Genomic DNA, 26,236 nt, shown 5'->3' with positions numbered 1-26,236 from the left:
ACTCTGCGCTGGCCGATATATGCCGACTCCCAGCACGCCGTCGCCTGGCCTCAGGTGGCCGGAATACGCCGACTCTGAAGTGGCCTGATTACGCCGATCGCCGACACGCGGTGGGCCCGCGCGCCATCGGCAGGGAATTGAGCTGGCTGGGCCGGGCGCCAATGTGCTGAACGAGGGGGTCAAGGTCGACGGCTGGATGGGCGAGACTGGCACCCGGCTGAGGGTGGCAAACGGCATGCCCACGCCCTCTCCCGTTCAGTCCTTGCGCCGGGAGCTCCAAATCTGGCGTTCGCGCGAAAATGCATGAGCGTTCGCGTGCGGCCTCAGGCGCGCAGAGTGTGTCGGGGGCACCGGGGGGAAAGCGCACTTGGCGCCCGGCGCCGTCGAGTCCGCGGCTCATGACTGGTATGCCTTGAGCCAGTTGTAGAGCGTTTTCATGCTGATCCTGATCCCGAGCAGGGCGGCGGTACGCTCCTTCTGGCCACCGCATCGCTCGTAGGTCGCGAGAATCACGCGCTGCTCGATCTCGGCCAGCGGGGTCCCGATTTCGACAATCAGCTGCTGCTCTCCGACTTCGAGCGCAGAGAGCATCGCGTCGGGCAGTTCGTCGTTGTCCACAGTCGGCCACTCGGGCGCATGGTTGAATGCGATCGTCGGGGTCATTGGCGGCGGCGAGCCGCCTTGGCCAAGCGGCAGCCATGCCTCGTTGATGACGGAGCCGCTGGCCATGACCCAGGCGCGCTGCACTACGCACCTTGCCGGGCCATTGGCAGCTCACCGTCGAAGGCGTGCCGGTGCGCGCTGGCAACGGGCTGTGGCATTCCGACACGCCGGAAAACCGTTGGACGCTCGAGCCTACGGCGACGGCAACCACTGGTTTGAGGTGCGGGAGATGCTGGTGGATGTGAGCCCCAAAGTGCGCACCTGAACTCGCTGACGCCTTGAAGGTGTTTCTGAGCGCCGCGAAGCTCAGCATCGATAGGCCATTCGTGATATGGAGAGTGGGCTCTTTGAGGCGTACAACAATTGGGCCCGACGGGCCTTTGCGCCTGGTTGTTCAACCTCCTGAAGTGGGGGCTTTGGCCCTGGTAATCACTGCCCGTGGCGGGGCAAGGGGAAGATCATGGACAAGCCTCATGGTAAGACAGTGCTCTGCGCCTCCGCGGCAGCGGCGGCGATGATGATGCTGGGCTCTGCATGGGCGCACGAGCAAGGCCGAATGACGGGTGGTGGAAGCTTTTTCTGCAGTGAACTCGCTACCGGGCAGCAGAGGGTGACGCACGGGTTCGAGTTGCATTGCAAAACCGACGAGCAGCCCAGCCCGGCAGAGCCAAACAATCTGGAAATCAATTTCTCCGGTGGCGACAATTTCCATCTGACCACGTTGACGAAGGCCCTGTGCACCAACACTGAGGCGATCCAACAACCTCCAGATGCGCCCTTCGACACCTTCGAGGGAGCGGGCACCGGCACCTTCAATGGTCAGCCTGCGTCGATAACATTCACGTTCACCGACGGCGGAGAGCCTGGCACCAAAGACACTGCCCTGGTCATCATCACCCTGGAGGGGTCGACGACTCCCGCGCTCAAATGCGATACGGCCACCCCGCTAGTCTTCGGCAATCATCAGGCGCACAAGGCGACTGGCAGCAAGCAGTAGCGGCGGTCTCGGCAATCCGAAGTGCACCGTGTCGAAAAAAAAGCGTGGAACGCGCCGAGCGTTGGCAGGCTTTTGCCTGGCAGCGCTGTCGGCGCTCCCAGGTGAACTGCTGTTGGCGGCCGAAGCCGAAAACGCCTCCTCCATCAAAGCTCGCGTGATCGAGCAATCAGCGGGTGTTGATGTTCAGGGCGATGGATCTGGCCCGGAAAGCCTCGGTGGGGCGCTCTATAGCCCGTTCAGCACCGCCTTTGAAGCGGTGGCGCAACCCAATTCCAACGCTACGCCGACGCGGCAAAACGTGGACGAAGGGACGCCCGACCTGGTAACGACGGCCGTCGCCACATCCGTTGCTGCAGGCTTCCTCGCCACTCTTGTCCGTGTCCTCATTGCGAGTTAGGGCCAGGGCTTCGACGACGTGCCGAGGATTCGTAGCGCCTGCCGGCGACAAACGCCGCGTCGAGCGGACCTCGGAAAGACTGACGGGTCACATACGACTGACCGACTTCGAAAGGATGTTTGCGCCAAGTTGAATCTTCAGAGGCCATAGGGTCGGGTGGATGCGAAAACTGAAGGACCGGCGTGAAGGTCCGGTTGTGGGGCCATCACAGTTCTCGGGCCGCGCCAGTCGAGCGGCAGCTCAAGGACTGGCTGCAGCCGTTCGCCTTCGGCCTGTCGAATGTCGGCGGCTGAAGAACTTCATGCTAGAGCTATACCGCCAGGCGTATCCCCCGTGCTTCAGCCACCGGCAGGCCTGCGTGACTCCGGCGTATATTTCTCGGGCTCGTCGGCCTGCCTTTTGTTCGAGCACCACGTCGTGGAGTCGAGCCAACGCGCCGTGGCAACCCCTCATTTAGAGTTGACCACGGTAATACAAGAGCGCTCACTGGAAGTTCAGCAATGAAGACGTCGTCCATGTCGGCGAAATCGACTTCGCTACCGCTATCGAACATGCAAGGGAAACCCTGACAGAACTTCAGGCAGCATTCGACGCCGGCGCGGCAACCACTCCTTCGCGGTCAGACGACTAAATGCCCGCCAACGGGGTCAGCGTGCTCGAACCCTTGCATCGGCGACTCGTTCGCCAACGCCGTCAGTCGCTCCGTGCCCTGTCGCAAGGCGTGCGTCCAGCTGTCGTAGCTCCCTTCGGAGGCTTCGAACTCCTCGTAGACCGACGCATCCTCAGTGCTCTCGATCAAGACCCAATGAGAGACGCCCGGATCCGGTTCGTCTACTGTTACGGCGATCGAGCGGAGGTGGTCGGTCATGTGGGGAAGCTTCCTCAGAAAGATGGCGGGATGCAGCCATCCTGCTTCTGAGGCATTCCCAGATGCTGTCGGACCGCGTCGGCGCTGACACCGACGGCCGCCACGGCCTCCCGGAGCTTCTCCTCCGACACGCCGAGGGCCTGCGTCCAGTAGCGGACCTCGTGTGTCTCTGTTCCCGAACCTGTATCCGGAGGCCGCCACGGCAGCTCTCGAATAGCTGACCGCTGCAAGAGGACGAACTCGACGGGCACGCGGCCTCGGCCGGCTCCTACGTGATGTTGAGCGAGGCCATCGGGAACCCGATGCTCAGTTCTGCCCGGTGGCCGTCGCTTTTAAGCAGCCCGTCGGCCAAGAAGCGCGACACGACCTTGCGAGCTGTGCGCTCTTCCAGGCCGGTCATCCTGATGAAGTCGCCCCGGGAGACCGAACCCGTCGTTGCGACCGTCTGAAGCGGAAAGATGGCGTCCTCCCGGTACTCGGAGATTCCGTCCGTAATACCGCGCACGAGGACGTATGCGCGAATGCGATCTTTGAGCTTCGCAAGATCAAGCATGGTGGTCATGGTGCTGGACCTCGGCGCCGGCGGCGAAGGTGCAGCGGCACCTCGCGCACGACAGCCTTGGCCGGCTTGTCCTCCCGCAGGCCGTGGAAGACGGGCTGCCGGACGTGTTTAGGTGCACCAACTTGTTCGCGACCCGAAAACCGAGATCACCTCAATATGCCCGTTGGTGGGGCGCTGTGGCAGCGCGTTGCACGCTGGCCGGACCGTGGCGCGGACAGCACACGACCCTCATTTGGCGAAGCTGTGCTCCAAATCGAGTATCGACGCCTCCAGGGCTCGCACTTTCTCGTGCTCGCCGCTTGCCAAGGCCAGCGCACGCTGCGCCAGCAGAAAGCTGCGATATTCGCTGCGATGCAATTCTTCGCGCTCGAGCAGGCCGTCGAGCAGCCTCCTCGCCTCATCGATCTTTCCTTCGCCGGCCAAGCAGCGCGCAAGCCCGCAGCGCGCGAACAGATAGTCCGGTGCAAGCGCGTGCGCCTGGCGATACAGCTCGACGATATCCGCGGCCGGGTGGTCCAGCCCTTCCTCTATCGCAGCCAAGTTGGTCAGCGCCGAAGGCTGATCTGGGTGCATCTGATGCAACTGTCGCGCCAACGCCAGCGCTTCGTGCAACTCGCCCCGCCCGATCGCCTTGTGAACGCGCTCGTTCAACGCCGTGCCCAGCGGTGGGAAGGGGCTGGGGCGTGGCTCGCTGGTGATGTTCAGGCCGTACGACCGGATCGTGCGCAGGCTCCCTGTGAGCCAGACTTCGGCCGGCTCGTCCCGGTTTCGCAGCCCCTGCTCGACCAGCCATTTCAAGATGTCCATGCGCACCGAGTCGGGCCCGCACGGGCGCTTCAGCAGCATTTGCAGGCTCGCGCGCGCTGCACCGTCGGCGAGCCGCGCGCGCCGCTTGAGCACCGCCAGTGCCAGCAGGCGCGCCACCGCATCGCCCAGCTCGGCCGCCCGAGTGAGGTAGTCGGTGTGCGCGTCGCAGCCGTCGATTCGGGCGTCCCAGGGCTGGTGTCCGTCCAGGCCGCCGCGCCCTTCGCGAGCGAGCGCAGCCATCGTGCGCACCCAGGACTCCGGAAACCACAGGGCACTGTCGCCGGGCAGCTCGGCTGCGGATTCACCCAGGGCCTCGAACATCGTGCGCTGATCGTCGCTGGCATGGTCCCAGTAAGGCGCATTCGCAGTGTCCTCCCAGGCTAGGCGCGCGCCTTTGGCATCGTCCAGGAAGCGCAGCGCGGCAACTCGCGCAATCGCGTCTTCGGCGCGCCACGGAGTGGCATGTTGCAAGGTGGCGGCGAAACCCAGACAGCCATCGAGACCCTCGGCCCAGCAGCGCCAGCGCAGGGCTCGCTCGAGCGCGAACATGTTGGCGGGTTCGGCCTGCCAGTTGGCCTCGACTATCGCGCGCGCTTGCGACAGGTTGCCGGTAGTGAACAGCGCGAGCGCCAGGTTGTTGCGCGCCGAAGGGTGGTCCACGTCCTTCAGAACGGCAGCCGCCGCCAACGGGTCGCTATCGGCCAGGTGCATGCGCGACAAGTCGATCGCCTCCGCCTGCTCGAGGCTCAGCGGTCCCAACGGCGCGTCGATGAAATCGATGGGTGGCAGTGCGCTCTGACCGTCCAGAGCGCGCAGGCGCTGGACGGCGCGCGCGTAGACCGCCGCCAGGCCCGCCGCACGGGCGCTTTCGCACAGCGCTTCGACCGCCGCGCGGCTGTTGGGCGCCGCGCGTTGCCATTCATACGCACGTGCCGAGGCGAGCATCGGCTCCCCACAACGGTCCTCGACCTCCCAGGCCAGGCCCAACAACGGCTTGAACGCCGGAAAGGACTTGCGCAGCGCGGCGAGGCGCTGACGCGCTTTCGGCAAGTCGCCAGCGTCCGCGACGCGACGCACGGCCGCGAACTGGTCGGCGCTGGGAACAGGGGACTGGCCTTTGCGGCGGGGAGTCTTGGACATCGATGTTCGGTTGAGCTTGGCGTTAACGCAGGAGCCGGATATTGTCATGCCATCGTCATGCCGTCGTTGGCGCAGGGGCCCGATGCGCCGGTACGCCATGCGGCCAAGCGCCGGCGCCTCAAGACGGTCATGCATTCGTCTATCGCGCCGGTCGCCTCATCGAGCATGGCCGGCGCGTCATCCTCGGACCGCCAACGATCGCGCGGCCAAGGCCTTCCAGCGGCTGCACGCGGAACTCTTCGCTGCCTGCGGCTGAGAGCAGCCGGCCGATCACCGGCCTCACGAACTCACGGATCCAGAAAATCGCGTTCCAGCGAGGTTGCGGCGTGGGCCTGCGCACGCACAACCAACCCCAATCGACCATCGACCCGTGATGTCGACGACTTCATCGCGTTGATGTCGGCACCGCCAAGCATCGGGCAGTCGAATGGCTCGGTCACGGTGCGACAAAGCACCCAGGATCGGTCCGCAGAGCTTTGAGGCTCACGGATTCAGGATATCTGGCTATCGCTCTTGACTGGGAGTGTGATCGTCAGCGGGTAAGTCGACGGTGTTCTCACTCCAGTCCCGTGCATTTGAGTGATCGCGCCCTAGCCAGGCTGCTCGCCCGTGGCCCGGATGTCCACGCGCCGGTTCGGCTCGAAGCAGGCAATGAGCTCGGTGCGATTCCTCGCCTTGCCTTGTGCCTTGCACTCGGCTTCGGTGATCTTGAGCTCCGCCGGGCCGCGTCCTTCAGTCTGGATGATGTTGGCCGGCACACCTTGGCTTACCAGGTAGTCGCGCACGGAGTTGGCCCGTGCTACGGACAGGCGATTGTTGAACTCGAGGCTGCCGATCGGGTCGGTGTGCCCGACGATGGAGATCGCGCGCAGCCGGATGCCCGAGGATTTGAGCTCCGCGAGCGTGTTGTCGATGCGGGTGCGGCCGGCAGGCGTCAAGTCCGACTTGGCGAACGCGAACGTGCCGTCGGCCTTGAGCTCAAAGTTGCGCGCTGCCGGCGGCGGCATTGCCGCGGGCGGGGCCGGCGGCGGGGCCGCCTGCGCCACGCGCGGAGCAGGCCCGAAGGGGATCTGCAGGCCCAAACTGTGAACGCTCTGTCATCTTTACAAATGCAGATGCCGGTACCCCAGCGATGAGATTCGCTATGAATCGGACAGAAACGTTATATTTCGTCACCGCCACCGCCACCGCACCGCCCCCGCCCGCATGGACAACGACGAGGTCAACCAGCTGCTGGTACGAATCGGCCGCGAAGACCAGGCAGCGTTTCGTCAGCTGTACAAGGCGTTCAGCCGCAAGGTGTACGCGTATGTGCTCAACATGCTGAGCGACCACGCGCGAGCCGAGGAAGTCTTGGCGGACTCGTTTTACGAGGTCTGGCGCCACCCCGACCGCTTTCGCGGCGATTCGCAGTTTTCCACGTGGCTCATCGGAATTGCGCGCAGAAAAGCGCTGATGGTCCACCGTGCGCGGCGGCCTGACGAGGTGCATGGGGATCTCGAAGACATCGCCGAGACCACTGCATCCGACACGCCGGACGGCTACGCGGAGCTGGCTGACAAGCAACGGCGTGAAGGCGTACAGCATTGCATGGGCAAGCTGTCGGACGAGCATCGCGAATGCCTCCACCTGGTGTTCTACGAGGGCATGAGCCTGGCTGACGTGGCAGAAGTACAGAACTGCCCCGAGGGCACCGTCAAGACGCGCCTGTTCCACGCCCGCCAGAAGATCAAGAATTGCCTTCAGGCGCTGCTGCGCAGCGAGGGTGGTGCCCCTGACGCGAGAGGCGCTCTCGCATCCTGAAGCTTGTGGCGTACCTGGCCATTGCGCGAAAATAAATTTGAACCGTTCGCCGAACTCAGGCAACCCAGAGCCGACACGGGCATGCCCCGTGCAGGTAGATCGGGGTCTCGGTGCGGTCGGTCGCGCAAGTTGATATTGTGTGAGCACGCCGCAGTCGGGACAACGGTCGGGTCAGTCACAGGTTCGCGAGAGGCGAAGAATTCTGGTGGTCACCATGGTCGCAATCTTTTCATCGCTACCGCGCCGCAATAGCGTGACCGTTGCCACGGGAGCATGGTCATCATGAAAGAACGCTTCGAAGAACTCCTCCCCTGGTACGCCAACGGCTCGTTGGGAGCCGAAGACCGCGCTTGGGTCGACGCATACATCGAACAGCATCCCGAGGCCCGCAGCGAGTTGGACTGGTATCGCTCACTGCAGGCGCGCGTGCAGGAAAACGCCCCGGCCGTGCCGGCAACGATCGGCCTGGCCCGCACCATGCGCCTGATCCAGGGCGACCGTCCGACCCTGGCCGAGCGCATCAGCGCCTTTTTCGGCAACCTCGGCATGCGCCCGAGCTTGGCGCTGGGCGCGCTGGCGGTCGTGGCGGTGCAAAGTGGCGTGATCGTGAACATGCTTGGCAACGCCCGCGATAGCGCCGACGAAATCCGCGCGCTGCACGCGGTTCGCGTCGAAGAGGGCCCAATGTTGAAGATCAACTTCGCGCCGGATGCCAAGGAAACCGACATCCGCATGCTGACGATCCAGGTTCACGGCGAACTGGCCGGCGGCCCTGGCCAGCTCGGCGATTACTACCTGCGTGTGCCGCCCGGCAGCGAAGCGGCGGCGCTCGCCCGGGTGAAGGCCGCCCCGATCGTTCAGGCCGCGGCGCTCGCACCTGGCGTACCGCCCCGGGAGTAGCCGACATGTCCGCACTGCTGACCCGTCGTGCGCTGCTGCGCGGCGCCTTGGGTGCCGCGGCCCTGCCCTTCGGTCCGGCCATGAGCGCCCCGATCGCTGCCAACGATGCCGGGTCGCGCATCGCATTGGTGATTGGCAACGGCGCCTACCGCGCCGCACCGCTGAAGAACCCGCCGGGCGACGCCGTCGCGGTCGCGGCGGCGCTGCGCGGCCTTGGCTATGACGTGACCCTGCGTCAGAACACGCGACTGCCGGACCTGATCGAATCGCTGCGCGAGTTTTCGGTGCGTGCGCCGAAGGCGGCGGTTCGCGTGCTGTTCTATGCCGGCCACGGGGTTCAGGTGAAGGGTCGCAACTACCTGGTGCCGATCGATGCCAACCCGCAGTCCGAAGAGGACATTCAGCGGCAAAGTGCGGACGTGGGCGAGTTCGTCGACCGACTCAGCGCCATCGGCACCGGCGCCAACATCGTGGTGCTCGACGCCTGCCGTGTAAATCCGTTCGCCGGCGGCGTCATCGTAGGCCCCGATGGGCGGCGCCTGAAATTCCGCGGCGCGACGCCGGGTGGCCTGGCGACGCTCGATGCGCCCGTGGGCACTCTTGTGGCCTTCTCGACGTCGCCGAACGGCGTGGCGCTCGACAGCGCCAGCAGCGAGCACAGCGTCTATGCACGTCACTTGCTGGCCAACATGTCGATACCGGGGCTGCAGATCGAGCAACTCTTCAAGCGGGTGCGTATCGGCGTGGCGGAAGATACCGGCCGCGTGCAGGTACCCTGGGAGTCCTCGAGCCTGACGGCTGACTTCTGTTTCAAGTCGGACGGCAAGGGGCGCTGCGGCAGCTGAGCCAGGCCGCTCACGCGTGGTCGTCGATGAAGCGCTCGAGCTCGCGCACGAAGCGCAGCGACTCACTGACATGCGGCGAATGGCCGGCATGCGGGTAGATCGAGATCTGCGCGTGCTTCACCGTGTCGCGATACCAGCCATCGAGCGGCACACCGGCATAGTGCGGGCTGCGCGCCCCGAGCACGACGAGCAGCGGCGCGTCAAGGCGCGACAGCGAAGCGCGGAAGTCGGCCTGCGCCATCGACTCGGCGAGGTCGAGCAGCGGCCGGACATCGATGCGTCCCAGCCGGCGGCGCAGCATCCGTCCGAGCGGGGCTTCGGCACTCAGCTGGCGCTGCAACCAGGCGCCTCCGAGCGCGCCGACCTCGTTCAACATCGTGCCGGCCAAATCCTGGCGCGCGCCAGAGATCAGCCCTGACAGCATCGCCGCGCTGCAGCCGCCGAAGAGCCCGAGTCGCCAGCCGTCGTCCGTCACGATGCGCGGCGACTGGTCGACCAGCGCCACCGCAGCCACCCGCTGCGTGCCGTGCAGATGCAGGTATTGCATCAACGTCAGCGCGCCCATGGAATGCCCGACCAGGATCGAGCGCTGCAGCCCGAAGTGGTCGAGTGCCTCGGCCAGATCGTTCGCCAGTCGCGCCAGCGTGATGCTGCCGCTCACCGACCGGCAACTGCCATGGCCGCGTGCGTCCCAGGCGAGCACGCAATGGCGCCGCGCCAGCCTCCGGGCCACTGGCAACCAGTCGCGATGCGTGCATCCGAATCCATGCACCAACACCAGCGGCGACCCGCCACCGAGCACGCACACGGGAACTACGTGGCCGTCACTGGCCGTGAAGCTGTCGTAGTCGTTCGCACCGGGCGAGCCGAGACCCATCAACCCCAAATTGCGCAGCGCGTCGAAGGCCCCGCGCAAGCCAGTCAGGCGTGCGGGGTTTGGAGGCGGATCAGGCGGCGCGCTGTCGGGCATCGCGGGCGATCCTACAACCGCGCGCCATTCGCGCGAAAACTCTTTGAACCGATCCCGGACTGGCCGCAACCCATGGGCGGGAAGGCAAGCAATTCGGCAAGCCCAACCTCAACCCCTGTCATCACTCTCTGGAGATCATCATGCAAATCGTTCGCAAAGCATCCATCCTCATCGCCCTCGGTTTCGCCTTCGGTGGCGCGATGGCCGGCGAAATTGCCAACACCACGGTGCTGTCCACCAACGCCAACAACAACTCGTCCGGCTTCCTGGCCACGGCGCGTCAGAACATCGGTGTGTCCGAGCAAAACTCCAAGATCGCCAACAGCACAGTGCTCGTCAACGGCGCAAACAACTCCGCCTCGGGCTTCCTGTCGACGGCGAACCAAAGCGTCGGCCACGCCGAGGGCAATGGCCAGATCACCAACAGCACGGTCGTCGGCACAAACCTGAACAACAGGGCTTCGGGCTTCCTCAGCACCGCCACGCAGGAAGTGGGCTTCGCCAAGGGCAACGGCACGGTCACCAACTCGCTCGTGCAAGCCAATGGTGCAAGCAACACCGCATCCGGCTTCCTGTCCACGGCCAGCCAGCAGATCGGCGGTGCACAAGGCAACGGCAAGCTGACAAACGCGACCGTCATCGCCACCGGCTCGAACAACAGCGCAAGCGGCTTCCTGTCCACCGCCGCCCAAAGCATCGGAGTCGCCAAGTAACCAGCGCTTCGCTTTCGCCCCTCGTCCGCCAGCGCCAACGGCGCTGGCGGTTTTCCAGCCAGGAGACCCACCATGAATGCAACCCTCGTTCGCACCTCCCGCATCATCCTTGTCGCCATCACGCTGGGCGCATGCGCCAGTGCATTCGCGGGGCAGGAACTGCTGGAGGTCGACTCGCGGTTCCGCGCGAAGATCGCGAAGGAGAAGATCCGCATCGGCGCACAGGAGCGCAAGGCCGAGGAACAAGGGAAGTCCCTGGATCAAAACCAGGGCACCTGCGGGAGCCAGAGCATCGGCAACATCGACACGGGCGGGCGCATCGGAGCCGCGCCGCGCGAGGTGTTCGTTTTCGCACCCAATGCCATCAACATCGTCGGCCGCGGCGGTTGCCAGTGAATTGAAATTCCTCAGATCGGAGATGCCATGAAACCGCCCCGCATCATGCGCTTCCTAGCGCTTGCCGCACTCGCAGCACTCGCGGGCTGCCAGGCGCTCGAGGTCAAGCAACCAACCATCGAACAGACCGCCGAGATCCGCGTTGGCCCTGAGCAACGGCCTCAGCGCTCGATCACGGGCTTTACGCAGCCGCTGCGCTGCATGGACACGCTGATGCTCGACTACGGCGTGCACGACGTGACGATGCTGACCGAGGAAATTAACGACGAAACGAAGAAGCTGAACGCCGGAACGCGTGACATGCTGATCTCGGCGGTGTCGGACATGTCGCGGCGCAGCCGCGCGGTGCGCCTGGTCGCGTTCGGCAAGGACACGTTGAACGTGGTCAGCTTTCTCTCGGCGGCACAAACCACGGCGGTCTACCAGGCGATTCCGCGCTACGACATCAAGGGCTCCGTGTCCCAATTCGACGAGAACCTGATCAAGAACCAGAAGGACCTCGGCATTGGCTACTTCCCGTACCTCAACCTCGGCGTTGCAAACGACGCGTCCACCAGCATGCTGGCGCTCGACCTGAGCGTGCTGACGACCAGCGACATGGGGGTGCTGCCGGGCGTCACATCACGCAATTCCGTGGTGATCATGAAGCAAGGCAAGGGCGTCGACGGCGATGCCGCGTATCACAAGTTCGGCATCAACTACAGCATGAACCTGGCACGTTCGGAAGGCCAGTCGCAGGCGCTGCGCGGGCTGGTCGAACTGGCGGTGGTAGAGCTCATCGGCAAGCTGACGAAAACCCCCTACTGGTCCTGCCTGGGCGTTGCCGACCCGAAGGCGAATGAGGAGACGCGTCTCGAGCTGCTGGATTGGTACAGCGCAATGGCCGCGACGCGCGTCGAGCTGATCGCCTACTTCCAGAACCAGCTGCGCCACCGCGGGTTCTACGACGGCCCGATCGACGGGGAATTCAATCCCGCCATGGACGAGGCGATTTCCAACTATCGCGAGCAGCTCGGCCTCAGCCACGCGGCGGTGCTCGACGATAAATTCTTCAGCGCCTTCCTCGCCGCGGACCACAGCAAGATCAAGCGGCCACCGCAACCGGCACGCTACGTTGCGCCTGGCGCGCTTGCCACCACGCTCGGATCACCGACGGCTGCAGCCACCGCACCGACGACGGCCCCTGCACCAACGGCAACGCCACTGAAGCTGTCAGTGGCGGCCCCGAACCAGCAGAGGCGGTTTGCCCGCGGGGAGTCGATCAACCTCTCCCTGGCGCCGTCGCAGGACGCCCATGTCTACTGCTATCTGCGGGACGAGGACGCCAAGGTCATACGCTTCTTCCCCAACCGGTTCGCGCAGGACTCGCGAATCGCGTCGGCCAAGCCGCTCACGTTGCCCGGCCCGATGCGCTTCCGGCTCTCGATGAATGCGAAGGGCGTGCCCGAGACCGTTTCCTGCTTCGCAACGCCGCGCGACGTGATGGCTTCATTGCCCCAGGCGTTGGTCGGCATCGACTTCGAACCCCTGCCCGGCGCGACGCTCGAAATGATCCGCGCTGCCTTCGACAAAGCCAGCGGCGGCACGCTCGCCCAGGAGAACTTCCATGTACAAGCCAAGTGATTTCCTTCCCGATCGTCCGAAGCTGGGCGGCGCCCGCCTGGCGGCGGTGTCCCTGGTGGCCCTTGTCGCCGTGACCGCCATGGTCCTGCAGTTGCCCCGCGGCGCGGCCGCAGGCGCCGGCGCAATCGGTGGCGACGACCGTGTCGCTCCCCAGGCCGCGCCTGCGCCACGGGCCGCGAGCAGGAAGGCACCCGCCGCCTATCAACTCCGCTGCTGGCAGAACGGCTTCCTACTGTTCGAAGAGGGGCCGGTCACCCTCGACGCCGAAGCACGGCAGGGCGCAAAGATGGTGGCGATCGACCGCCATGGCAGGGCCTTGATCGTCACCGCCGATCTCAACGGGACGACCTGCCTGGCCAGCCCTGCCCCGCCCCCACCCAGCCTCGCGCTGCCGCGCTGAGGCCACCATCGCCACCGCCTGGAGCCCCGTCATGAACTGGTTCAACCAAGCCTTTCCGGTACCGCCGTCGCTCCGGGCGGCGGCCCTTGCCGCCGGCTGCGCCGCGGTTCTTGCCGCGACCCCTTCCGGGCCCGCTCGGGCGGCCACCGAAACCCGCAGCGTCGCCGACTTCGACGAGGTCATATTTGCCGTCGCCGGCGATGTCAGCATCGAACAGGGCCCACGCGAGTCGCTAACCCTGGAGGCCGAGCCTGCGGTGCTGCGCAAGATCACGACCGAGGTCCACGATCGGCGGTTGCTCATCGGCCTTGCGCCCGGCCGGGTCGAGACCCAGCAGCCGATCCGGATGAAGCTTGGCGTCCAGACCTTGCGAGCCTTCGAGTCGCGCACCGCCGGTGCGATCAGCATCGGACCGCTGCGCAGCGACGCGCTCGCGCTGGTGCTGGCAGGCGGCGGCTCGATCCGCCTCGAGCGCCTGGAAAACGCGCGCAACCTCGACGTGCGGATCACCGGTGCCGGCGATGTCACGGTCGGCGGCGGCAAAGTGACGGCGCAGCAACTTTCCATCACCGGCATTGGCACTTATTCGGCACCCAGGCTCGCGAGCGAGCGCGCCGACGTGGCCATCGACGGCAACGGCGAAGCGCAGCTCGCTGCCAGCAACACGCTGGCGGTGCGCATCGGCGGTGTCGGCCACGTGCGCTATCACGGCGACCCGGCGGTGACGCGTTCCATCCGCGGCATCGGCTCGATCGATAAAGATTGAACCGGGCAGGCGGCGCACGCAACCCATGGGCATCACCCCCAACGCCCAAGGAGCCCTCAAATGATCCGCTACCTCAGCACCCTCGCCCTCGCCGCCGCCGCTGCAATGGTCGCGCCCGCCGCGAGGGCCGAGAAGGTCATGATCTACCACGAAGGCCAGCTCGTGGTCCCCCAGGACGTGGCGGACGTGCTCACCCGTTCGATCCGCCTGCTCGACGATGCGCCTGCAGCCCCGGCGAAGGCCACGGCGGTGGCGGCGGGTTCCCGGGTGAATGCATCGGCGCGTCCCTCGGAAACCGCACATGTCGCACGCAATGACTCGAAAGCCGCCGCCTCGGCGCTGTCCTTGCCGGTACGGTTCGCCTTCGATTCCGCCGAGATCCTTCCGGCCGCACGGACCCAGCTCGACGCGCTTGCCAAGGGCATCGAACTGATGGCGCCGGGAAGCAAGGTCACGATCGAAGGCCACACCGACGCCAAGGGCAGCGCGGCCTACAACCTCGAGTTGTCGCGCAATCGGGCCCGCGCGGTGCGCGACTATCTCGTTCACCAGCACGGCATCGACGCCGCGCGCCTGAAGACCGTCGGGTACGGCGAAGACCGGCCGCTCGAAGACACCGATCCGTACGCCGCCATCAACCGTCGCGTGCAGTTCCGCGGCGCCTGAGCAGTCGTTGCGGAGTGCCCACGGCGGTGCCATGGCCGGATTGCGGCGGCACCGCCCTCCCCTTGTGCCGCCGCAGCGCCCAACCGAGAATGGCATGCGATCGCCAGTGGAGTCCTCGAGGTCCGTAGCATCCATTCCTTTCCGCCGTCACCATGATTCGCCGTCGCCTGCTCGCCTGCCTTGGCTTCGGTTTCGTTCCTATGTGGTGGAGCCGGGCCGGCCTCGCGCAACCGCAGCGGGCCATGGTCGACTCACCTGGGCAACGCCGTGTCGCACTCGTGATCGGCAACGGACGGTACCCTGAAATCCCGCTGAACAATCCCGAGCATGACGCTCGGCTGGTCGCGCAGACATTGCGCAGCCTCAACTTCGAGGTGGGCGAGCATCTCAATCTCAATGCGCGCGACTTCAAGCGCGTGCTGCGGGAATTCGCGCGCCGCATGGACGATGACCAGGTCGCGTCGGTCTTCTATTACGCCGGCCACGGCGTACAGATCGGCGGGCGCAACTTCCTGCTGCCGGTCGACATCGCGTTGCGCGATGAGGCCGAAGTGCGCGACGAGGCCATCGACCTGCAGGAAGCGCTGCTCACGCATGTCGATCGGGTGCGTGCACGCGCCCGCATCTTCATCATCGACGCCTGCCGCAACGACCCCTTCGCGTCGCGCGGTGCCGCTTCGCGCAACGCCAACGGCCTGGCCGAGATGGCGGCGCCGGGTGCCCTCATTGCCTTCTCCGCTGCGCCCGGCCGCGTCGCCGAGGACGGCCCGGTCGGCGGCAACAGCATCTACACGCGTTACCTCGCCACCGAGATGCGAACCCCTGGCGTGGATGTCGAGGAAATGATGAAGACCGTGCGCATCAAGGTGCTGCGCGACACCGCGGAGCGCCAGATTCCCTGGGTCAACACCTCCATGGTCGTGAATTTCATGTTCAACCCCGGTCCTGCGCCTGCGCTGGCCGGGCCGAAACGCAACCTGCAGCTGCTCGTGCAGGCGCAACGCAGCCTCAACACCGATGCGCGCGATGCATCGGCCTCGTTGGCGCTGAGGGTCTATGTGCTCAGCGATGCGAGCGGGTTCGAAAAGGCGAGTTTCGACAGCCTCTACGACGATGACGAGGCGACCCTCGGGTCGAACATGCTCGCGCGCCAGAGCCTGTACCTTCGCCCCGGCGAGGCGCGCGAGCTGGACCTCGAGCTGCGCGGCGACGCGCGTGCCGTCGCGGTGTTCGGTGCGTTTCGGGAACTCGAGAGTTCGCAGTGGCGTGCCGTCCTGCCCTTGCCGGTTGGATCATTGGCGCGCGCGCGCCTCGACGCGCAGGCGCGCCAACTGCAACTGGGGTGGGTCAAATGATGCGACCCGGCGCCGCGCTCGCGCTGCGCGTCGAGGCCCTCCCCCTCGTTGCCCTGGTGGCACGCTTGCACGACGCGACGCCCGTCGACCCGGCCGAATTGCGCCGCACGCTGGCTGCGGTGGTGGCCCATTTCGAAGCCAATGCGCGCGTCGCAGGCGTCGACGAAGCAAGCGTCGCGGCCGCGAGCTACGTGCTCTGTGCCTGGGGCGACGAGCAGTTTGGCGCGGCGCCGTGGGGCACGGGAGGCGCCGGCCTGCTGCAGCGCTTTCACGGCGAGGCCGACGGCGGCGACAAGCTGTTGCGCCTGCTGTCGCGGCTGGCCGAAAAGCCGAGCGAGCATCGCGCGCTGCTCGAACTCTTCCATACCTGCCTGAGTCTCGGGCTGCGCGCGGGCATGGCGCCCGACAGCCGCGATCATGAAATCCTGCGCGCGCGTGTGCAACTCGCGCTGCAACGGGTGGCGCCGGTTCCGGCGTTGGTGGCTCCGTGGCACTGCGCGGCCGCTGCGGCCAGCCCACCGCGGGCGCCACGCGTCGCGTTGCCGGCGGTCCTGCTGCTCGGCGTGCTTGCCGTAGGCATCTACAGCGCCAGCCAGCTACAGCTTGCAGCGCGCGTCGACGGCGTGCTGGCGTCCTTGCAGCGACTCGTACCGGCACCCGCCGTCGCCGCGCAGCAGGTCGCGGGCGCGGTGCCGGTGCCACCGCGGCTGGCCTCGAGCCTGCGTGACGACATCGATGCGCGCCGGCTGTCCGTGCGCGACGAGGCGCTGCGCAGTGTGGTCGTGATCGGCGCCGACGCGCTCGGCGACGCCACCGGCCCATTGACGCGCCTGGGCGCAGCGCTGAAGAAGCTGCCGGGCAAGGTGCTCGTCGTCGGCTACACCGATGGCAGCGATCCCCCGACGGCTCGCACGCCCTCGGCCTGGCATCAGGCGATGGAATGGGCGCGTGGTGCCGCCGACGTCTTGCGGCCACAACTCGGCGATGAGCGGATGGCGGTCGAGGCCCGCGTCGACGCCGCGGCCGGCGCGCCACTGCGACGCGTCGAGATCGTCCTGTTCCCGGAATGAAGGCCTCGCCACGCTTCGTCCAACGCGCCGTCAACCTCGGTGCGGCAGGCGCCTTGTTGTGGTTTGCGGCACCGCTGTTGGCCTTCGGCAGCTGGCACCCCTTCGACGGCATGCGCGCGCGCGTGGCCTTGCTGGCGCTGGTGGCGCTCTTGCTGGTCGGCCTGCACGGACTGCGCGTGTTGCTGGCCCGACGGCGCAACGAGCGACTGCTGAAGGGCCTCGAATCAGGCGATGCCACCGTCGAGTTGAGCCAACGATTCCGCGAGGCGCTCGCGATGCTGCGGCAGGGGGTCGGGGCGCAAGGCACACATCGCTGGTGGCAGCGCCGGCGACAGGTGCAGCAGTTGCCCTGGTACCTGATCATCGGCGCGCCCGGGGGCGGCAAGACCACCGCGATATTGCATTCCGGTCTGCGCTTTCCGCTTGCCGAAGAGCTGGGACGTGACCCGCTCGCGGGCATTGGCGGAACGCGCCAGTGCGACTGGTGGTTCAGCGAGGACGCCGTGTTCATCGACACGGCCGGACGCTACACGACACAGGACAGCGACGTCGTGGTCGACGCCGGGGAATGGCAGCAGTTCCTCGCGCTCCTGCGCCGGCACCGGCCAGTGCAGCCGATCAACGGCGTGATCGTCAGCGTCAGCGTGCCCGACCTGCTGCAAGGCGGCGCGGAACTCGCGCGCCAGTCGGCAGCCGTCGCATTGCGTCTGGATGAACTGCGCCGCGAGCTCGATCTCGCCTTTCCGATCTACCTGCTGGTGACCAAGGCCGACATGCTCGCCGGCTTCGTCGAAACCTTCGGCGATCTCGATGTCGCGCAACGCGAGCAGCTCTGGGGGCTGGTGTTTGACGCCGATGTTGCTGGCATCCCGGCCGATCTCGGAGCGCGCCTCGACGACCTCGCGCAGCGCCTGGCACAGCGCAGTCCCGAGTTGCTGCAGCAAGAACGCACGCCGCAGCGCCGCCTGCCGATTTACGCGTTCGCGGCACAGTTCAAGGCCCTGCTCGCGCCTCTCGAAGGCTTCGTGCGCGAGGCCTTCGCCGACATTGCCGCCGCGCCGGCGCAACGCCTGCGTTCGATCGCGCTGACGAGTGGCACGCAGGAGGGCAATCCGATCGACCGGGTGATCGGCGAACTCGCGCGCAGCCACGGCCTGGCGCTGCAGCCGCTGCCGCGCCCTGATGCCGGCGGCAAGTCGTTTTTCCTGAGCGCGCTGCTCAAGCGCCTGGTGATCGCCGAAGCGCCCCTGGCAGGTCAGCGGTTGCAGCGGCTGCGTTTGCGTCGACGCGCTGGCATGTTCGGCGCGGCATTTGCCGGTGCCGCGCTGCTCACCGCCTCTGCCCTGTGGTGGCAGAGCTACCGGCGCAACCTCGACTATGTCGACGCCGTGCGCACGCGTGTCGAGCAGTTGACCCGGCGCATCGGTCCCCTGGAATCGGCAAGTCTCGAGCAGGTGTTGCCGCTCTATTCGGTGCTCGAGCATCTGGCCGCGAACGACGGCATCGATCCGGATGAGCCGCCTGCCGGCTTCGGCTTCGGGCTGTTCCAGGGACCGCGGCTGGCGCGCTCGGCGGAACAGGTCTACCGCGAGATGCTCGATCGGAGTCTGGCGCCGCTGCTCGTCGAGCGATTGCGCCGCGACCTGCGCGAGGCCGAGGACAGCGCGACACGCTACGAGGCGCTGCGCACCTCGTTGATGCTCGCCAATCCGGCACGGCTGGCCCGCGGCGAGTTACACGGCTGGGTCGAGCAGACGCTGACACAGGCGAGCGGCGCCGGCGAGCGCGGCGAGGTGACGCGCCATGTCGAGAACTTGCTCGAGCGCAGCGGGCTGCCCGAGGCGATGCGCCCCGACGATGCCGGCGTGCGCGCGGCGCGCAGCGCCCTCGCGGCGCTGCCGCTGGCGCAACGCGTGCACGAGCGCTTGCTGCGACGCGTTCCCGATCCCGAACCGCCACAGGATCTGCCGACACGCCTCGGCGCGGCCAGCGCCCTTCTGTTCGCAGCGTCGAGCGCCGGGCCGATGCCGGCGCATTCGAGCGCCAGCGGCTGGCGACGCAATCTGGCGCCGGCGCTCGAGCCGACCTTCGATGAACTCGCGAGCGAGGCGGACTGGGTGCTCGGCGACACCGGCGGCGATGTACGGCGCCTGCAGAAAGACCGCGCCTGGCGAGGCGAAATCGCCACGCAGGTCGGCAAGCGCCAGGCCGAACGCGTGATCGCCACCTGGTCGAGCCAACTCGATGCCCTTGCCTTGGCGCCCGGCAGCGATACGGTGGACGCCTCGCGCCAGGCCACTGAACTCACGGCGCCCGATTCGCCGCTGCGCCGCCTCCTGACACGCCTGGCCGACGACTTCAGCGCGACCTCACAGGGCGGTAGCGCGGCCGAGATCGCCTTCGACGCCACGCTGCGGACACGCTTCGGCGCCCTCGGCGACTACGCGGCAGGCCCCGGACCGCAAGCGCTTGACCGCCTTCACTCCCTGGTCGCCGGCAAGCGCGACGAGACCGGAAGCGCCGAACTCGACGCGACCTTGCGCACCGAGGCCGCCGGTGCGCCGACGGCGCTGCGGAGGCTCTACCTCGACCTCGGGACATTGATCCGCTCGCGCGGTGGCGCCAAGCCAAGTTTCGACGCCGCGCTGCTCGAACTCGCGCAGACTTGCAGCACGTTGACGCGCGAGCGCTTTCCGTTCATTGCCACCGCGACGCGGGATATGGCAGCGTCCGACTTTGCGCGCCTGTTCGGACCCGGTGGCCTGTTCGACGAATTCCGGCGAAACCAGTTGACCGAACGCGTCGACACGTCGACCCGGCCCTGGAAAGCGCGCAGCGCAGGCGCCAATGCGAGCAATTCGGATGCATTCGAGCGGGCGGCGGCGATCGGCAGCCTGTTCTTTCCCCAGGGTGCGCCGCTGCCCGAACTCAAGCTGCGCATCACGCCGCAGCGCATGGATGCCGAACTGCTGCAGTTCAGCGTCGATGTCGATGGGCAGCTCTTGCGCTTCGAGAACGGCCCGCCACGTGCCAAGGAATTGGTCTGGCCCGGACCGGCTTCGACGCAAAAGGTGCTGATGCGCGTGCTGCCGCCCGGCCCGACCGGGGTCGGCGCCGAAATCCATGAAGGTCCGTTCGCCTGGCTCCGGGTGCTGCTGCGCGGCGACTGGAAGGGCGAGCGCGGCGCGCCAGCGCGGCTGACCTTCGTCGTCGACACACGCACCCTCGACGTCGAGGCGAGCGCGGCCGCGACACCCGACGCCGATGTCTGGACCCTCCGGGACTTGGCACGTTTTCATTGCCCGCAGGCATCATGGTGAAGTCGCCATCGCGTCGCGTCTCCTGGTACGGCAAGTTGCCCGCGCGTGGCGACTTTGTCGGCCGTGGCCTGCCCGCACGGTGGCGCAGCGACTGGGATGGCTGGCTGCAGCGTGGCCTCGCCCTCGCCGCCACGACGCTGGACGCCGCCACGCTGCGCGAACGCCTGGGCAGCTTCGCGCCGTGGCGCTATCTGGCGCTGCCGACGCCCGGCGAGTTCTGGTGCGGCATCATCACGGCGTCGCACGATCGTGTCGGACGCGCTTTTCCGCTGACGCTGGTGGAACGCTTCAACGCGCCGCCTTCACCGGACGAAAGCGCCGCACGGCTCGCGTCGCTGCTCGACGCTGTCGCAGAAGGACCCGAAGCGCTCGAGGCCGCGATCGCCGCCTTGCCGCCCCGTCCTGCGCAGGAATTCAAACCAGCCGAGGCCTGGCCGCCGGAGCCGGCCAGCCTCTGGTGGCCGCTCGCCGCCGCACACGATGTCGTTGCGCGGCCTGGGGCCTGGCCACCGGAGCCGGCACTTCTGCTCGAACTGCTCGATGTTCAACCGGCCTCGCACCAGATCGCGAGCGCGGAATAGTTGTCCTGGGCGCTGCGATCGGCGCGCCGCACACCCGCTTCGAGGCGATCGAGCCAGGCCTGGATGCCGCTGCAGCCGGCCAAGCTGCGCTCCATCGCCAGATCGTCGAAGGCCGACCAGAGTCCATCGCTGCACAGCAGGAGGGCATCGCGGGAAGCGAGCACCTGCGGTGTTTCCAGGATCTCGAAGTCGAAGCCTTCGGGCGAGCCGAGCGCCGAAGTCAGCTGCCCCGGGGCGGCGTCGCTCGCGTTCAGCCCGGCATCGCACAAGCTCTGCGCGAGGCTTTGATCACGGGTGCGCCCGAGCAATCGGGCGTCATGCCAGCGGTAAAGGCGCGAGTCGCCGGCATGGGCCCAGATCGCCGCGCCACTGCGCAGGTCGAGCAGGAGCACGACGATGGTGGTGCGCATGTCGGCCGTCATGGTGCCGGCAACCTGCTGAGCGACCACTGCGTCGTTGGCCCCTTGGACAAGCCGTTTCAGTGCGTTCGGGCTAACCTCGGGTTGGAGCGCGAAGGCTTCGAGCACATGCGTCACGGCGACGCGCGAGGCCATCTGGCCGCCGCCGTGTCCGCCCGCACCGTCGCACAGGGCGGCGACAAGGGAGTCGGCGCCCTGCCAATAGCCGAAGGCGTCTTCGTTGCACTCGCGCCGCCCGGTTTGCGACAGCGCAGCGACCGAGACGTTCAACGCGCGTTTGGCCATGGTGACTCCGGCGGTGGGGCGTCCGTGTTGACGCGCGACTGGGCTTCATAGGCACGCAGGAATTCCCGTCCGAAGATGGTCTCGAAGTCGTCGTCCAAGTGCTCGAGCAAGTGGGCGTGCTGCAGCCGATGGCGCTCCCAGAGGGCCGCGGCGCGGCGCTTGGGAAGGCGCGAAAGAATGTCGCGCGGCGGCCCCTCCGCGTTCTCGGCGGCCTCGGGACCCAGGCGGGAGAAGAGCTCGAACACCGCAGCGCRCATGCCGGCGACCATTGCCACCTGGTGCACCAGCAGGTCGCGATTCGCGTCGTGCAACGCCGCCACGGGGTCGAGGAAGCCGGGGCTCGGGACACGCTGCAGCATCCGGGTCAACGCTTCGGTCGCGTCCGGCGAGAACTTCAGGGGGTTGTTCTGACGCGGCGCGATCACCGTACCCTCGGCGCGCATGTGGCGTTTCGCGACCGCACGGCTTTTCAGCAACGCGAGCGTACCTTCAGCGGTCGCCCGCAGCAGCGCGCCCAGATGTTCCATCAACTCCGGTGTCAACGGCGGCACCTGGGCGCCGCCCAGTCCGGCGCCGCAACGGAACGCCGCTGCAAGTTCAGTCAGATCCGGCGACCCGCCCTCGGGGGCCGAAGCCGACGAAGGAGGCGCGTGCGCTGTCGGTCCGGCTGCCGATACGGTGGTTGGCCGCGGCGGCTCCGCGGACTCAGGGACTTGCAAGGGCGGCGGAGCCGGTGGCATCGAGGGTGCACTCTTCACCATCGGTGTGCCGGTTCGCACGACCAGCGGATCCGTCTTCCAGGACACCACCGCACTCGCTGACGCCGCCTCGGGCGCTGGCGCAAGGGCCGGCAGCGGCGATTGCGCAGCAAGCGGATCGTGCGCGCCGTCCAGATCGAACCAGCGATCCAGGCGCGCACGCGGAGCAGCCGGCGCCGCGATGCACTCGACAGCGAGCTCGAACCCGCCGATGCGCAGGCAGTCGCCCACCGAGAGGGCCAGTTGGTCACCCGGGGCGAGCTGCGTGTCGTTCACCCACAGAGGGGTGCTGCTGCTGATGCAGCGCACGAGCGCGTCCTGGCCGACCATGGCGACTTGGGCGTGATGACGCGACACCCTGCGCAGCGGGTCGGCCAGCACCAGGTCGCATTCGGGAGAACGGCCGATGATGACGCCTTCCGGCGGCAGCGGAAGCGCCGTCGCATCGGGCTCGCTGGCGCCGGGGCGGCGTATGACATGCAGCGCGATCACGATGGGCCCGTTCAGATTCAGCCCAAGGCTCGCCACAAGTCGGCCTGCACACGGCGGGCATCGACGGTTGGCGTGAGCTGTTCCATGACGCTGGCAACGAACTGCTCGCGGGTGCTCGATTTCGCGGCGCAGCGCTTCGCGACGACCCGCGCAATCGGTCCCAGCGAGGAAAGGAGTGCGGCGGCCGCCTTGTCGACATCGCCTTCGCGCATCGGCACGCCGCTCGGCGCCGCGCCCCCGGTTCTCGAGGCCTGGGAACCAGAGGCTGTTGCAGAGGCCGCGCCATGGGTTGGCGGCACGCCGGCTCTGGCCAGGAAGCGCTCGCGCGCGTCAATGTCGATGATCGCACTGGCGACGGCCTGGCGCACTTCCGCCAGCGTAGACAACCCACGCGCGGCGCGACGCACCAGCACGCGCGCCACCGCGCCCACGTGCTGGGCCAGTTCGCGTTCGACCTCGGCCAGCGCGGCGGTGTCCCATCCGGTGGGTGCGGGAATCGAAGGCGGGCTGGTGCCGGGCAGCGACTTCGAGGGCGCCTGGGGGATCCGCGCCGAGTCGGGCACCGTCGGCACAATGGGCGAGCACGGCCCGGGGGTCTCGGGCGCGTCGCGCTCCGTCGGGCTCGCCTCGAGGTCTTCGAGGAGAGGCGCCATCAGGATGTGGGCCGGGAGCACCTCTGGCAGCGTCTCGGTGGCGAGCGCCTGCAGCGCCGTTCGCATTGCCATTGCGCTCGGGTAGCGCTGCGCCGGATCCTTCGCCAGCGCAAGGTCCAGCACGGCATCGAACGGCTTGAGTGCGGCGTCGTTCGTCGCCTCGCTCAGCGGCTTGTGGGGCTCGTAGACGATCTTGTACATGATGGCGTCGTCCGTGCCGACAAATGGCGTCGCCCCGCTCAGCATCCGATAGAGCAGCACGCCCGCCGAGAAGACATCGACGCGGCGGTCGATCTCGCGGTCCGTGTATTGCTCGGGCGCGATGTAGCCGGGTGACCCGACGATCGCACTGGCGCGGGTCAGATTCGATGTTTCGGTTCGCGCTATTCCAAAATCGGTGATCTTGAGGCGCCCATCATCGGCAATCAGCAGATTCGCCGGCTTGATATCACGGTGCACGATGCCGCGCTCGTGGGCGTAGTGCAAGCCGTCGAGCAGTTGCATCATCACGCACAGCACCTGTGGCACCTCGAGCTTGCGCGGTGCCTGGACATAGTCGCGCAGGTTTCGTCCGGCGACGTACTCCATGACGATGTAGGCGAAGTCCTCGTCTTCGCCGAACTGGTAGATCGAAACGATGTTGCGGTGGGTCAGCCGCCCCGCCGCCTTGGCTTCCACACGAAAGCGCGCCGCCACGCTCATGTCGTCGCCCGACTCGAGCAGGCGGCGGTGGATCGTCTTGATTGCCACCGCGCGGTCGATCCCCGGATCGTGCGCCAGGTACACGATGCCCATCGCGCCCGAGCCGATCACCCCGCGGATCGGGTACGGACCGACATGGGTGGGCGACGACATATGGGTACGGACCTCAGGTGTCGATCATCTTGATGGCCTGATCGAGGCTGCGGCGCATGCGCGTGAACGAATGCGCCAGGGTCCCGATTTCGTCGCGGCTGTGCGTCGCGAACTCCGGCACATCGGGTTCGCCGAGGCTGACGCGGTTGGCCACCTTGGACAGCGCCGCCACCGGTCGGATCACGAGCAGGTAGAGCATCACATTCAATACGATGCCGATGGCCACGAAAATGCCGACGAGCGAAGCCATGAAGACCTTGAAAGTCTGTTCGGCACGCGCCAGCGGCACCGACATCGGCACCGAAACGACCTGCGCGCCGATTACCTCGTTCAAATGCCAGCCGAAACCGTTGGCCGAACCGTACTTGTCGATCACCGTGCGCGGCGCCGCCTCGACCGTGCTATGGCATGCCAGGCAGGCGGCGTTCGTGATGCGGATCGGGCGCGCGATGTAGAGCGCCCGCCCGGTACCCGACTCGCGCTCGCCAACGAACTCCTTCTGATCGGCCTGGGTGCGAAAACGATTCACGATGTCGGCTTCCCAGTCGACTGCCCGATCGCGCAGGTTGGTCGGATTCAGGGTCGCTTCCTTGTAGGTGTAGTCGGGAAAGGTCTTGGACAGTGTCGCCAGCACTTCCGTGGCGGAATAGGCTGGTACGGTCTGGGGCAGGAAGGTGTACTTCATCTGCGTTTCAAGCAACGGACGGATCTGGTCATTGGTATAGGCGCGTACCGCCATCGCCTTTTCCATGGTCAGGCGCGCATGGTTGAGCACTTCCTGCTTGGCGTTGCTTTGCAGCAGGTCATAGGAAATCTTGCCCGAGCCGGCCACACCTGCAACGAAGACAACCAGGAAGATCAGATTGAACTTGAATAGAAGGCTCATGAAATTCTCCAGTCCTGGTAGTAGTCGCTGGGTTGCGGCAGGACGCGGAACGGTTCACTGAGATGTGCCCCGCCCGGCGCTGGTGCCCGATGCTGCGGGTGCAGGTGCAGGTGCAGGTGCAGGTGCAGGTGCAGGTGCAGGTGCGGCGGCAGCAGCAGCGGCCGCAGCAGCAGCAGCAGCCGCCCGGTTGGCCCGTGCCGCCGCAGCCGCGGCCTCCCGAGCGCGGCGGCGCTCGGCCTCTTCGGCCAGCCGGCGCGCATAACCCTCGGGGTCGGCATAGCGCTCCCACTCAGGGTGCTGAGCCAGATCGGCCTTGGCGCCCGCACGGAAGTTCAGGTCGGCCGCGCGCGACTGCCACAGCGGCAGCAGCGGAAGCCGCAGCGCCGGTTCGGTGCGCAGCCAAGCGGCCACATCGGAGTACGTGACCTCGCCGCGCGCCTTGGGAGCGACGTTGCGCTTGGCGAACTGCTCACCGCGCGCTGGCAGCCGGTCGCGAAACTGGCGCGGCAGCTTGCTCAGGAACTCGGGCGTGGCGCGCGGCCCGACCGTCGGTGTGCTGCCTTCACGCCGCTGTGCGAAGTCGCCGCTGGCCAGTTGCGCAATCGTCTGCGTGCCATCGCGCGGCGTCAGCTTGGCGGTGCCAGTTTCGACAAACAGCTCGTACTGCGCGCCTTTGGTGTAGATGACGGTGGCGGCGGCTTGCGTCGCAACCTCGACGCTGGGGCTGACGTAGCCGAAGGCCCCGCTAGCGGTGGTCTTGAGCCAGCCCTCGAGCAGATAGAGCGACGGCGCCGTCAGCCCCTTGCCAACGCGAGGCCGCAGCATCAGCCGCGTCGATTCACCGATACCGACAAGGACGCCCCCGGGGAGTTCGATCTGGGCAAATGCGCCGGGTGCTGTCTCGATGATGTCCTGCTCATTCAGCCCCTTGCCAACGCGAGGCCGCAGCATCAGCCGCGTCGATTCACCGATACCGACAAGGACGCCCCCGGGGAGTTCGATCTGGGCAAATGCGCCGGGTGCTGTCTCGATGATGTCCTGCTCAT

Annotated in this window: 28 protein-coding genes; 15 read left to right on the top strand and 13 right to left on the bottom strand. The window is 67.0% G+C overall.

Features of this window, described 5'->3' with window-relative positions; genetic code table 11:
* Nucleotides 1–396 precede the first annotated feature (396 nt).
* The gene (locus tag AC1DY5_RS06500; protein WP_478109843.1) at nucleotides 397–729 is read right to left on the bottom strand and encodes a helix-turn-helix domain-containing protein; all 333 of its coding nucleotides are present in this window, start codon (nucleotides 727–729) and stop codon (nucleotides 397–399) included.
* 394 nt (nucleotides 730–1,123) lie between these two features.
* On the opposite strand from AC1DY5_RS06500, the gene AC1DY5_RS06495 reads away from it, so the two are divergent.
* Together AC1DY5_RS06495 and AC1DY5_RS06490 are read left to right on the top strand one after the other, a co-directional pair.
* Complete coding sequence (locus AC1DY5_RS06495; protein ID WP_478109841.1) at nucleotides 1,124–1,660, top strand: hypothetical protein; 537 nt, start codon at nucleotides 1,124–1,126, stop codon at nucleotides 1,658–1,660.
* Nucleotides 1,661–1,688: 28 nt separating this feature from the next.
* Complete coding sequence (locus tag AC1DY5_RS06490; RefSeq protein WP_478109839.1) at nucleotides 1,689–2,057, top strand: hypothetical protein; 369 nt, start codon at nucleotides 1,689–1,691, stop codon at nucleotides 2,055–2,057.
* 619 nt (nucleotides 2,058–2,676) lie between these two features.
* Here AC1DY5_RS06490 and AC1DY5_RS06485 read toward each other — a convergent pair.
* The 6 genes from AC1DY5_RS06485 to AC1DY5_RS06460 all read right to left on the bottom strand — a co-directional run bounded on the left by AC1DY5_RS06485 (nucleotide 2,677) and on the right by AC1DY5_RS06460 (nucleotide 6,516).
* On the bottom strand, nucleotides 2,677–2,925 hold the full coding sequence (locus AC1DY5_RS06485) for a hypothetical protein (protein WP_478109836.1): 249 nt from the start codon (nucleotides 2,923–2,925) through the stop codon (nucleotides 2,677–2,679).
* A gap of 14 nt (nucleotides 2,926–2,939) precedes the next feature.
* Nucleotides 2,940–3,140 carry a DUF3606 domain-containing protein gene (locus AC1DY5_RS06480; protein ID WP_478109845.1) on the bottom strand — a complete coding sequence of 67 codons (201 nt, stop codon included), beginning with the start codon at nucleotides 3,138–3,140 and terminating at the stop codon, nucleotides 2,940–2,942.
* Nucleotides 3,141–3,193: 53 nt separating this feature from the next.
* On the bottom strand, nucleotides 3,194–3,487 hold the full coding sequence (locus AC1DY5_RS06475) for a hypothetical protein (protein WP_478109833.1): 294 nt from the start codon (nucleotides 3,485–3,487) through the stop codon (nucleotides 3,194–3,196).
* Between the two features lie 228 nt (nucleotides 3,488–3,715).
* Nucleotides 3,716–5,434 (bottom strand): tetratricopeptide repeat protein, encoded by a 1,719-nt coding sequence (locus AC1DY5_RS06470; protein WP_478109831.1) that lies wholly within the window; start codon nucleotides 5,432–5,434, stop codon nucleotides 3,716–3,718.
* Between the two features lie 287 nt (nucleotides 5,435–5,721).
* Nucleotides 5,722–5,874, bottom strand: coding sequence for a hypothetical protein (locus AC1DY5_RS06465; protein WP_478109829.1), 153 nt, complete (start codon nucleotides 5,872–5,874; stop codon nucleotides 5,722–5,724).
* A 150-nt stretch (nucleotides 5,875–6,024) separates the two neighbouring features.
* Entirely contained in the window at nucleotides 6,025–6,516 is a 492-nt protein-coding gene (locus AC1DY5_RS06460; protein WP_478109827.1) for an OmpA family protein, read from the bottom strand.
* A 124-nt stretch (nucleotides 6,517–6,640) separates the two neighbouring features.
* Here AC1DY5_RS06460 and AC1DY5_RS06455 point away from each other — a divergent pair, with 124 nt between their 5' ends.
* The 3 genes from AC1DY5_RS06455 (at nucleotide 6,641) to AC1DY5_RS06445 (ending at nucleotide 8,982) form a co-directional block, all read left to right on the top strand.
* Nucleotides 6,641–7,237: an RNA polymerase sigma factor gene (locus tag AC1DY5_RS06455; protein WP_478109825.1), complete on the top strand. Its 597-nt coding sequence runs from the start codon at nucleotides 6,641–6,643 to the stop codon at nucleotides 7,235–7,237.
* A 330-nt stretch (nucleotides 7,238–7,567) separates the two neighbouring features.
* Nucleotides 7,568–8,137 carry a hypothetical protein gene (locus AC1DY5_RS06450; protein ID WP_478109823.1) on the top strand — a complete coding sequence of 190 codons (570 nt, stop codon included), beginning with the start codon at nucleotides 7,568–7,570 and terminating at the stop codon, nucleotides 8,135–8,137.
* Between the two features lie 5 nt (nucleotides 8,138–8,142).
* The gene (locus tag AC1DY5_RS06445; RefSeq protein WP_478109821.1) at nucleotides 8,143–8,982 is read left to right on the top strand and encodes a caspase family protein; all 840 of its coding nucleotides are present in this window, start codon (nucleotides 8,143–8,145) and stop codon (nucleotides 8,980–8,982) included.
* 10 nt (nucleotides 8,983–8,992) lie between these two features.
* Here AC1DY5_RS06445 and AC1DY5_RS06440 read toward each other — a convergent pair whose 3' ends face one another.
* Nucleotides 8,993–9,898 (bottom strand): alpha/beta fold hydrolase, encoded by a 906-nt coding sequence (locus AC1DY5_RS06440; RefSeq protein WP_478109819.1) that lies wholly within the window; start codon nucleotides 9,896–9,898, stop codon nucleotides 8,993–8,995.
* Between the two features lie 254 nt (nucleotides 9,899–10,152).
* Here AC1DY5_RS06440 and AC1DY5_RS06435 point away from each other — a divergent pair, with 254 nt between their 5' ends.
* The 10 genes from AC1DY5_RS06435 to tagF all read left to right on the top strand — a co-directional run bounded on the left by AC1DY5_RS06435 (nucleotide 10,153) and on the right by tagF (nucleotide 20,842).
* Nucleotides 10,153–10,665: a hypothetical protein gene (locus tag AC1DY5_RS06435; protein WP_478109816.1), complete on the top strand. Its 513-nt coding sequence runs from the start codon at nucleotides 10,153–10,155 to the stop codon at nucleotides 10,663–10,665.
* Between the two features lie 72 nt (nucleotides 10,666–10,737).
* Nucleotides 10,738–11,061, top strand: coding sequence for a hypothetical protein (locus tag AC1DY5_RS06430; protein WP_478109813.1), 324 nt, complete (start codon nucleotides 10,738–10,740; stop codon nucleotides 11,059–11,061).
* 27 nt (nucleotides 11,062–11,088) lie between these two features.
* Nucleotides 11,089–12,684 (top strand): DUF4384 domain-containing protein, encoded by a 1,596-nt coding sequence (locus AC1DY5_RS06425; RefSeq protein WP_478109812.1) that lies wholly within the window; start codon nucleotides 11,089–11,091, stop codon nucleotides 12,682–12,684.
* Nucleotides 12,668–13,084, top strand: a complete 417-nt coding sequence (locus AC1DY5_RS06420) for a hypothetical protein (protein WP_478109809.1) — start codon at nucleotides 12,668–12,670, stop codon at nucleotides 13,082–13,084. Before AC1DY5_RS06425 ends, AC1DY5_RS06420 begins: the two co-directional genes overlap by 17 nt.
* Nucleotides 13,085–13,115: 31 nt before the next feature.
* Nucleotides 13,116–13,850: a head GIN domain-containing protein gene (locus AC1DY5_RS06415; RefSeq protein WP_478109807.1), complete on the top strand. Its 735-nt coding sequence runs from the start codon at nucleotides 13,116–13,118 to the stop codon at nucleotides 13,848–13,850.
* Between the two features lie 60 nt (nucleotides 13,851–13,910).
* Nucleotides 13,911–14,516: an OmpA family protein gene (locus AC1DY5_RS06410; protein WP_478109805.1), complete on the top strand. Its 606-nt coding sequence runs from the start codon at nucleotides 13,911–13,913 to the stop codon at nucleotides 14,514–14,516.
* Nucleotides 14,517–14,668: 152 nt separating this feature from the next.
* Complete coding sequence (gene tssJ, locus AC1DY5_RS06405; RefSeq protein ID WP_478109800.1) at nucleotides 14,669–15,871, top strand: type VI secretion system lipoprotein TssJ; 1,203 nt, start codon at nucleotides 14,669–14,671, stop codon at nucleotides 15,869–15,871.
* Nucleotides 15,868–16,941, top strand: a complete 1,074-nt coding sequence (locus AC1DY5_RS06400) for a DotU/TssL family secretion system protein (protein ID WP_478109798.1) — start codon at nucleotides 15,868–15,870, stop codon at nucleotides 16,939–16,941. Before tssJ ends, AC1DY5_RS06400 begins: the two co-directional genes overlap by 4 nt.
* On the top strand, nucleotides 16,938–20,261 hold the full coding sequence (gene tssM, locus AC1DY5_RS06395; RefSeq protein WP_478109795.1) for a type VI secretion system membrane subunit TssM: 3,324 nt from the start codon (nucleotides 16,938–16,940) through the stop codon (nucleotides 20,259–20,261). The genes AC1DY5_RS06400 and tssM overlap by 4 nt, the downstream gene beginning before the upstream one ends.
* Nucleotides 20,255–20,842, top strand: coding sequence for a type VI secretion system-associated protein TagF (gene tagF / locus AC1DY5_RS06390; protein WP_478109793.1), 588 nt, complete (start codon nucleotides 20,255–20,257; stop codon nucleotides 20,840–20,842). The genes tssM and tagF overlap by 7 nt, the downstream gene beginning before the upstream one ends.
* On the opposite strand, the gene AC1DY5_RS06385 is transcribed toward tagF, so the two are convergent.
* The 5 genes from AC1DY5_RS06385 to AC1DY5_RS06365 all read right to left on the bottom strand — a co-directional run.
* On the bottom strand, nucleotides 20,806–21,546 hold the full coding sequence (locus AC1DY5_RS06385) for a PP2C family protein-serine/threonine phosphatase (RefSeq protein ID WP_478109791.1): 741 nt from the start codon (nucleotides 21,544–21,546) through the stop codon (nucleotides 20,806–20,808). The genes tagF and AC1DY5_RS06385 overlap by 37 nt on opposite strands.
* Nucleotides 21,528–22,796, bottom strand: coding sequence for a type VI secretion system-associated FHA domain protein TagH (gene tagH, locus AC1DY5_RS06380; RefSeq protein WP_478109789.1), 1,269 nt, complete (start codon nucleotides 22,794–22,796; stop codon nucleotides 21,528–21,530). Before tagH ends, AC1DY5_RS06385 begins: the two co-directional genes overlap by 19 nt.
* Before the next feature lie 17 nt (nucleotides 22,797–22,813).
* On the bottom strand, nucleotides 22,814–24,304 hold the full coding sequence (locus AC1DY5_RS06375) for a serine/threonine-protein kinase (protein WP_478109786.1): 1,491 nt from the start codon (nucleotides 24,302–24,304) through the stop codon (nucleotides 22,814–22,816).
* A gap of 13 nt (nucleotides 24,305–24,317) precedes the next feature.
* Entirely contained in the window at nucleotides 24,318–25,190 is an 873-nt protein-coding gene (locus AC1DY5_RS06370; RefSeq protein WP_478109784.1) for a c-type heme family protein, read from the bottom strand.
* Between the two features lie 54 nt (nucleotides 25,191–25,244).
* On the bottom strand, nucleotides 25,245–26,236 hold a 992-nt coding region (locus AC1DY5_RS06365; RefSeq protein ID WP_478109782.1), incomplete at its 5' end, for a FecR family protein.

It is taken from the genome of Variovorax sp. P4_D9, from assembly GCF_056401695.1.
This window is presented reverse-complemented; position numbering and strand designations above follow the sequence as displayed.

Excerpts from the sequence above, each read along its gene's own strand:
- AC1DY5_RS06500 (WP_478109843.1), bottom strand. The coding sequence starts at position 729 with ATGGCCAGCGGCTCCGTCATCAACGAGGCATGGCTGCCGCTTGGCCAA.
- AC1DY5_RS06495 (WP_478109841.1), top strand. The coding sequence starts at position 1,124 with ATGGACAAGCCTCATGGTAAGACAGTGCTCTGCGCCTCCGCGGCAGCG.
- AC1DY5_RS06485 (WP_478109836.1), bottom strand. The coding sequence starts at position 2,925 with ATGACCGACCACCTCCGCTCGATCGCCGTAACAGTAGACGAACCGGAT.
- AC1DY5_RS06475 (WP_478109833.1), bottom strand. The coding sequence starts at position 3,487 with ATGACCACCATGCTTGATCTTGCGAAGCTCAAAGATCGCATTCGCGCA.
- AC1DY5_RS06470 (WP_478109831.1), bottom strand. The coding sequence starts at position 5,434 with ATGTCCAAGACTCCCCGCCGCAAAGGCCAGTCCCCTGTTCCCAGCGCC.
- AC1DY5_RS06455 (WP_478109825.1), top strand. The coding sequence starts at position 6,641 with ATGGACAACGACGAGGTCAACCAGCTGCTGGTACGAATCGGCCGCGAA.
- AC1DY5_RS06445 (WP_478109821.1), top strand. The coding sequence starts at position 8,143 with ATGTCCGCACTGCTGACCCGTCGTGCGCTGCTGCGCGGCGCCTTGGGT.
- AC1DY5_RS06435 (WP_478109816.1), top strand. The coding sequence starts at position 10,153 with ATGGCCGGCGAAATTGCCAACACCACGGTGCTGTCCACCAACGCCAAC.
- AC1DY5_RS06430 (WP_478109813.1), top strand. The coding sequence starts at position 10,738 with ATGAATGCAACCCTCGTTCGCACCTCCCGCATCATCCTTGTCGCCATC.
- AC1DY5_RS06425 (WP_478109812.1), top strand. The coding sequence starts at position 11,089 with ATGAAACCGCCCCGCATCATGCGCTTCCTAGCGCTTGCCGCACTCGCA.
- AC1DY5_RS06420 (WP_478109809.1), top strand. The coding sequence starts at position 12,668 with ATGTACAAGCCAAGTGATTTCCTTCCCGATCGTCCGAAGCTGGGCGGC.
- AC1DY5_RS06415 (WP_478109807.1), top strand. The coding sequence starts at position 13,116 with ATGAACTGGTTCAACCAAGCCTTTCCGGTACCGCCGTCGCTCCGGGCG.
- AC1DY5_RS06410 (WP_478109805.1), top strand. The coding sequence starts at position 13,911 with ATGATCCGCTACCTCAGCACCCTCGCCCTCGCCGCCGCCGCTGCAATG.
- tssJ (WP_478109800.1), top strand. The coding sequence starts at position 14,669 with ATGATTCGCCGTCGCCTGCTCGCCTGCCTTGGCTTCGGTTTCGTTCCT.
- AC1DY5_RS06400 (WP_478109798.1), top strand. The coding sequence starts at position 15,868 with ATGATGCGACCCGGCGCCGCGCTCGCGCTGCGCGTCGAGGCCCTCCCC.
- tssM (WP_478109795.1), top strand. The coding sequence starts at position 16,938 with ATGAAGGCCTCGCCACGCTTCGTCCAACGCGCCGTCAACCTCGGTGCG.
- tagF (WP_478109793.1), top strand. The coding sequence starts at position 20,255 with ATGGTGAAGTCGCCATCGCGTCGCGTCTCCTGGTACGGCAAGTTGCCC.
- AC1DY5_RS06385 (WP_478109791.1), bottom strand. The coding sequence starts at position 21,546 with ATGGCCAAACGCGCGTTGAACGTCTCGGTCGCTGCGCTGTCGCAAACC.
- AC1DY5_RS06375 (WP_478109786.1), bottom strand. The coding sequence starts at position 24,304 with ATGTCGTCGCCCACCCATGTCGGTCCGTACCCGATCCGCGGGGTGATC.
- AC1DY5_RS06370 (WP_478109784.1), bottom strand. The coding sequence starts at position 25,190 with ATGAGCCTTCTATTCAAGTTCAATCTGATCTTCCTGGTTGTCTTCGTT.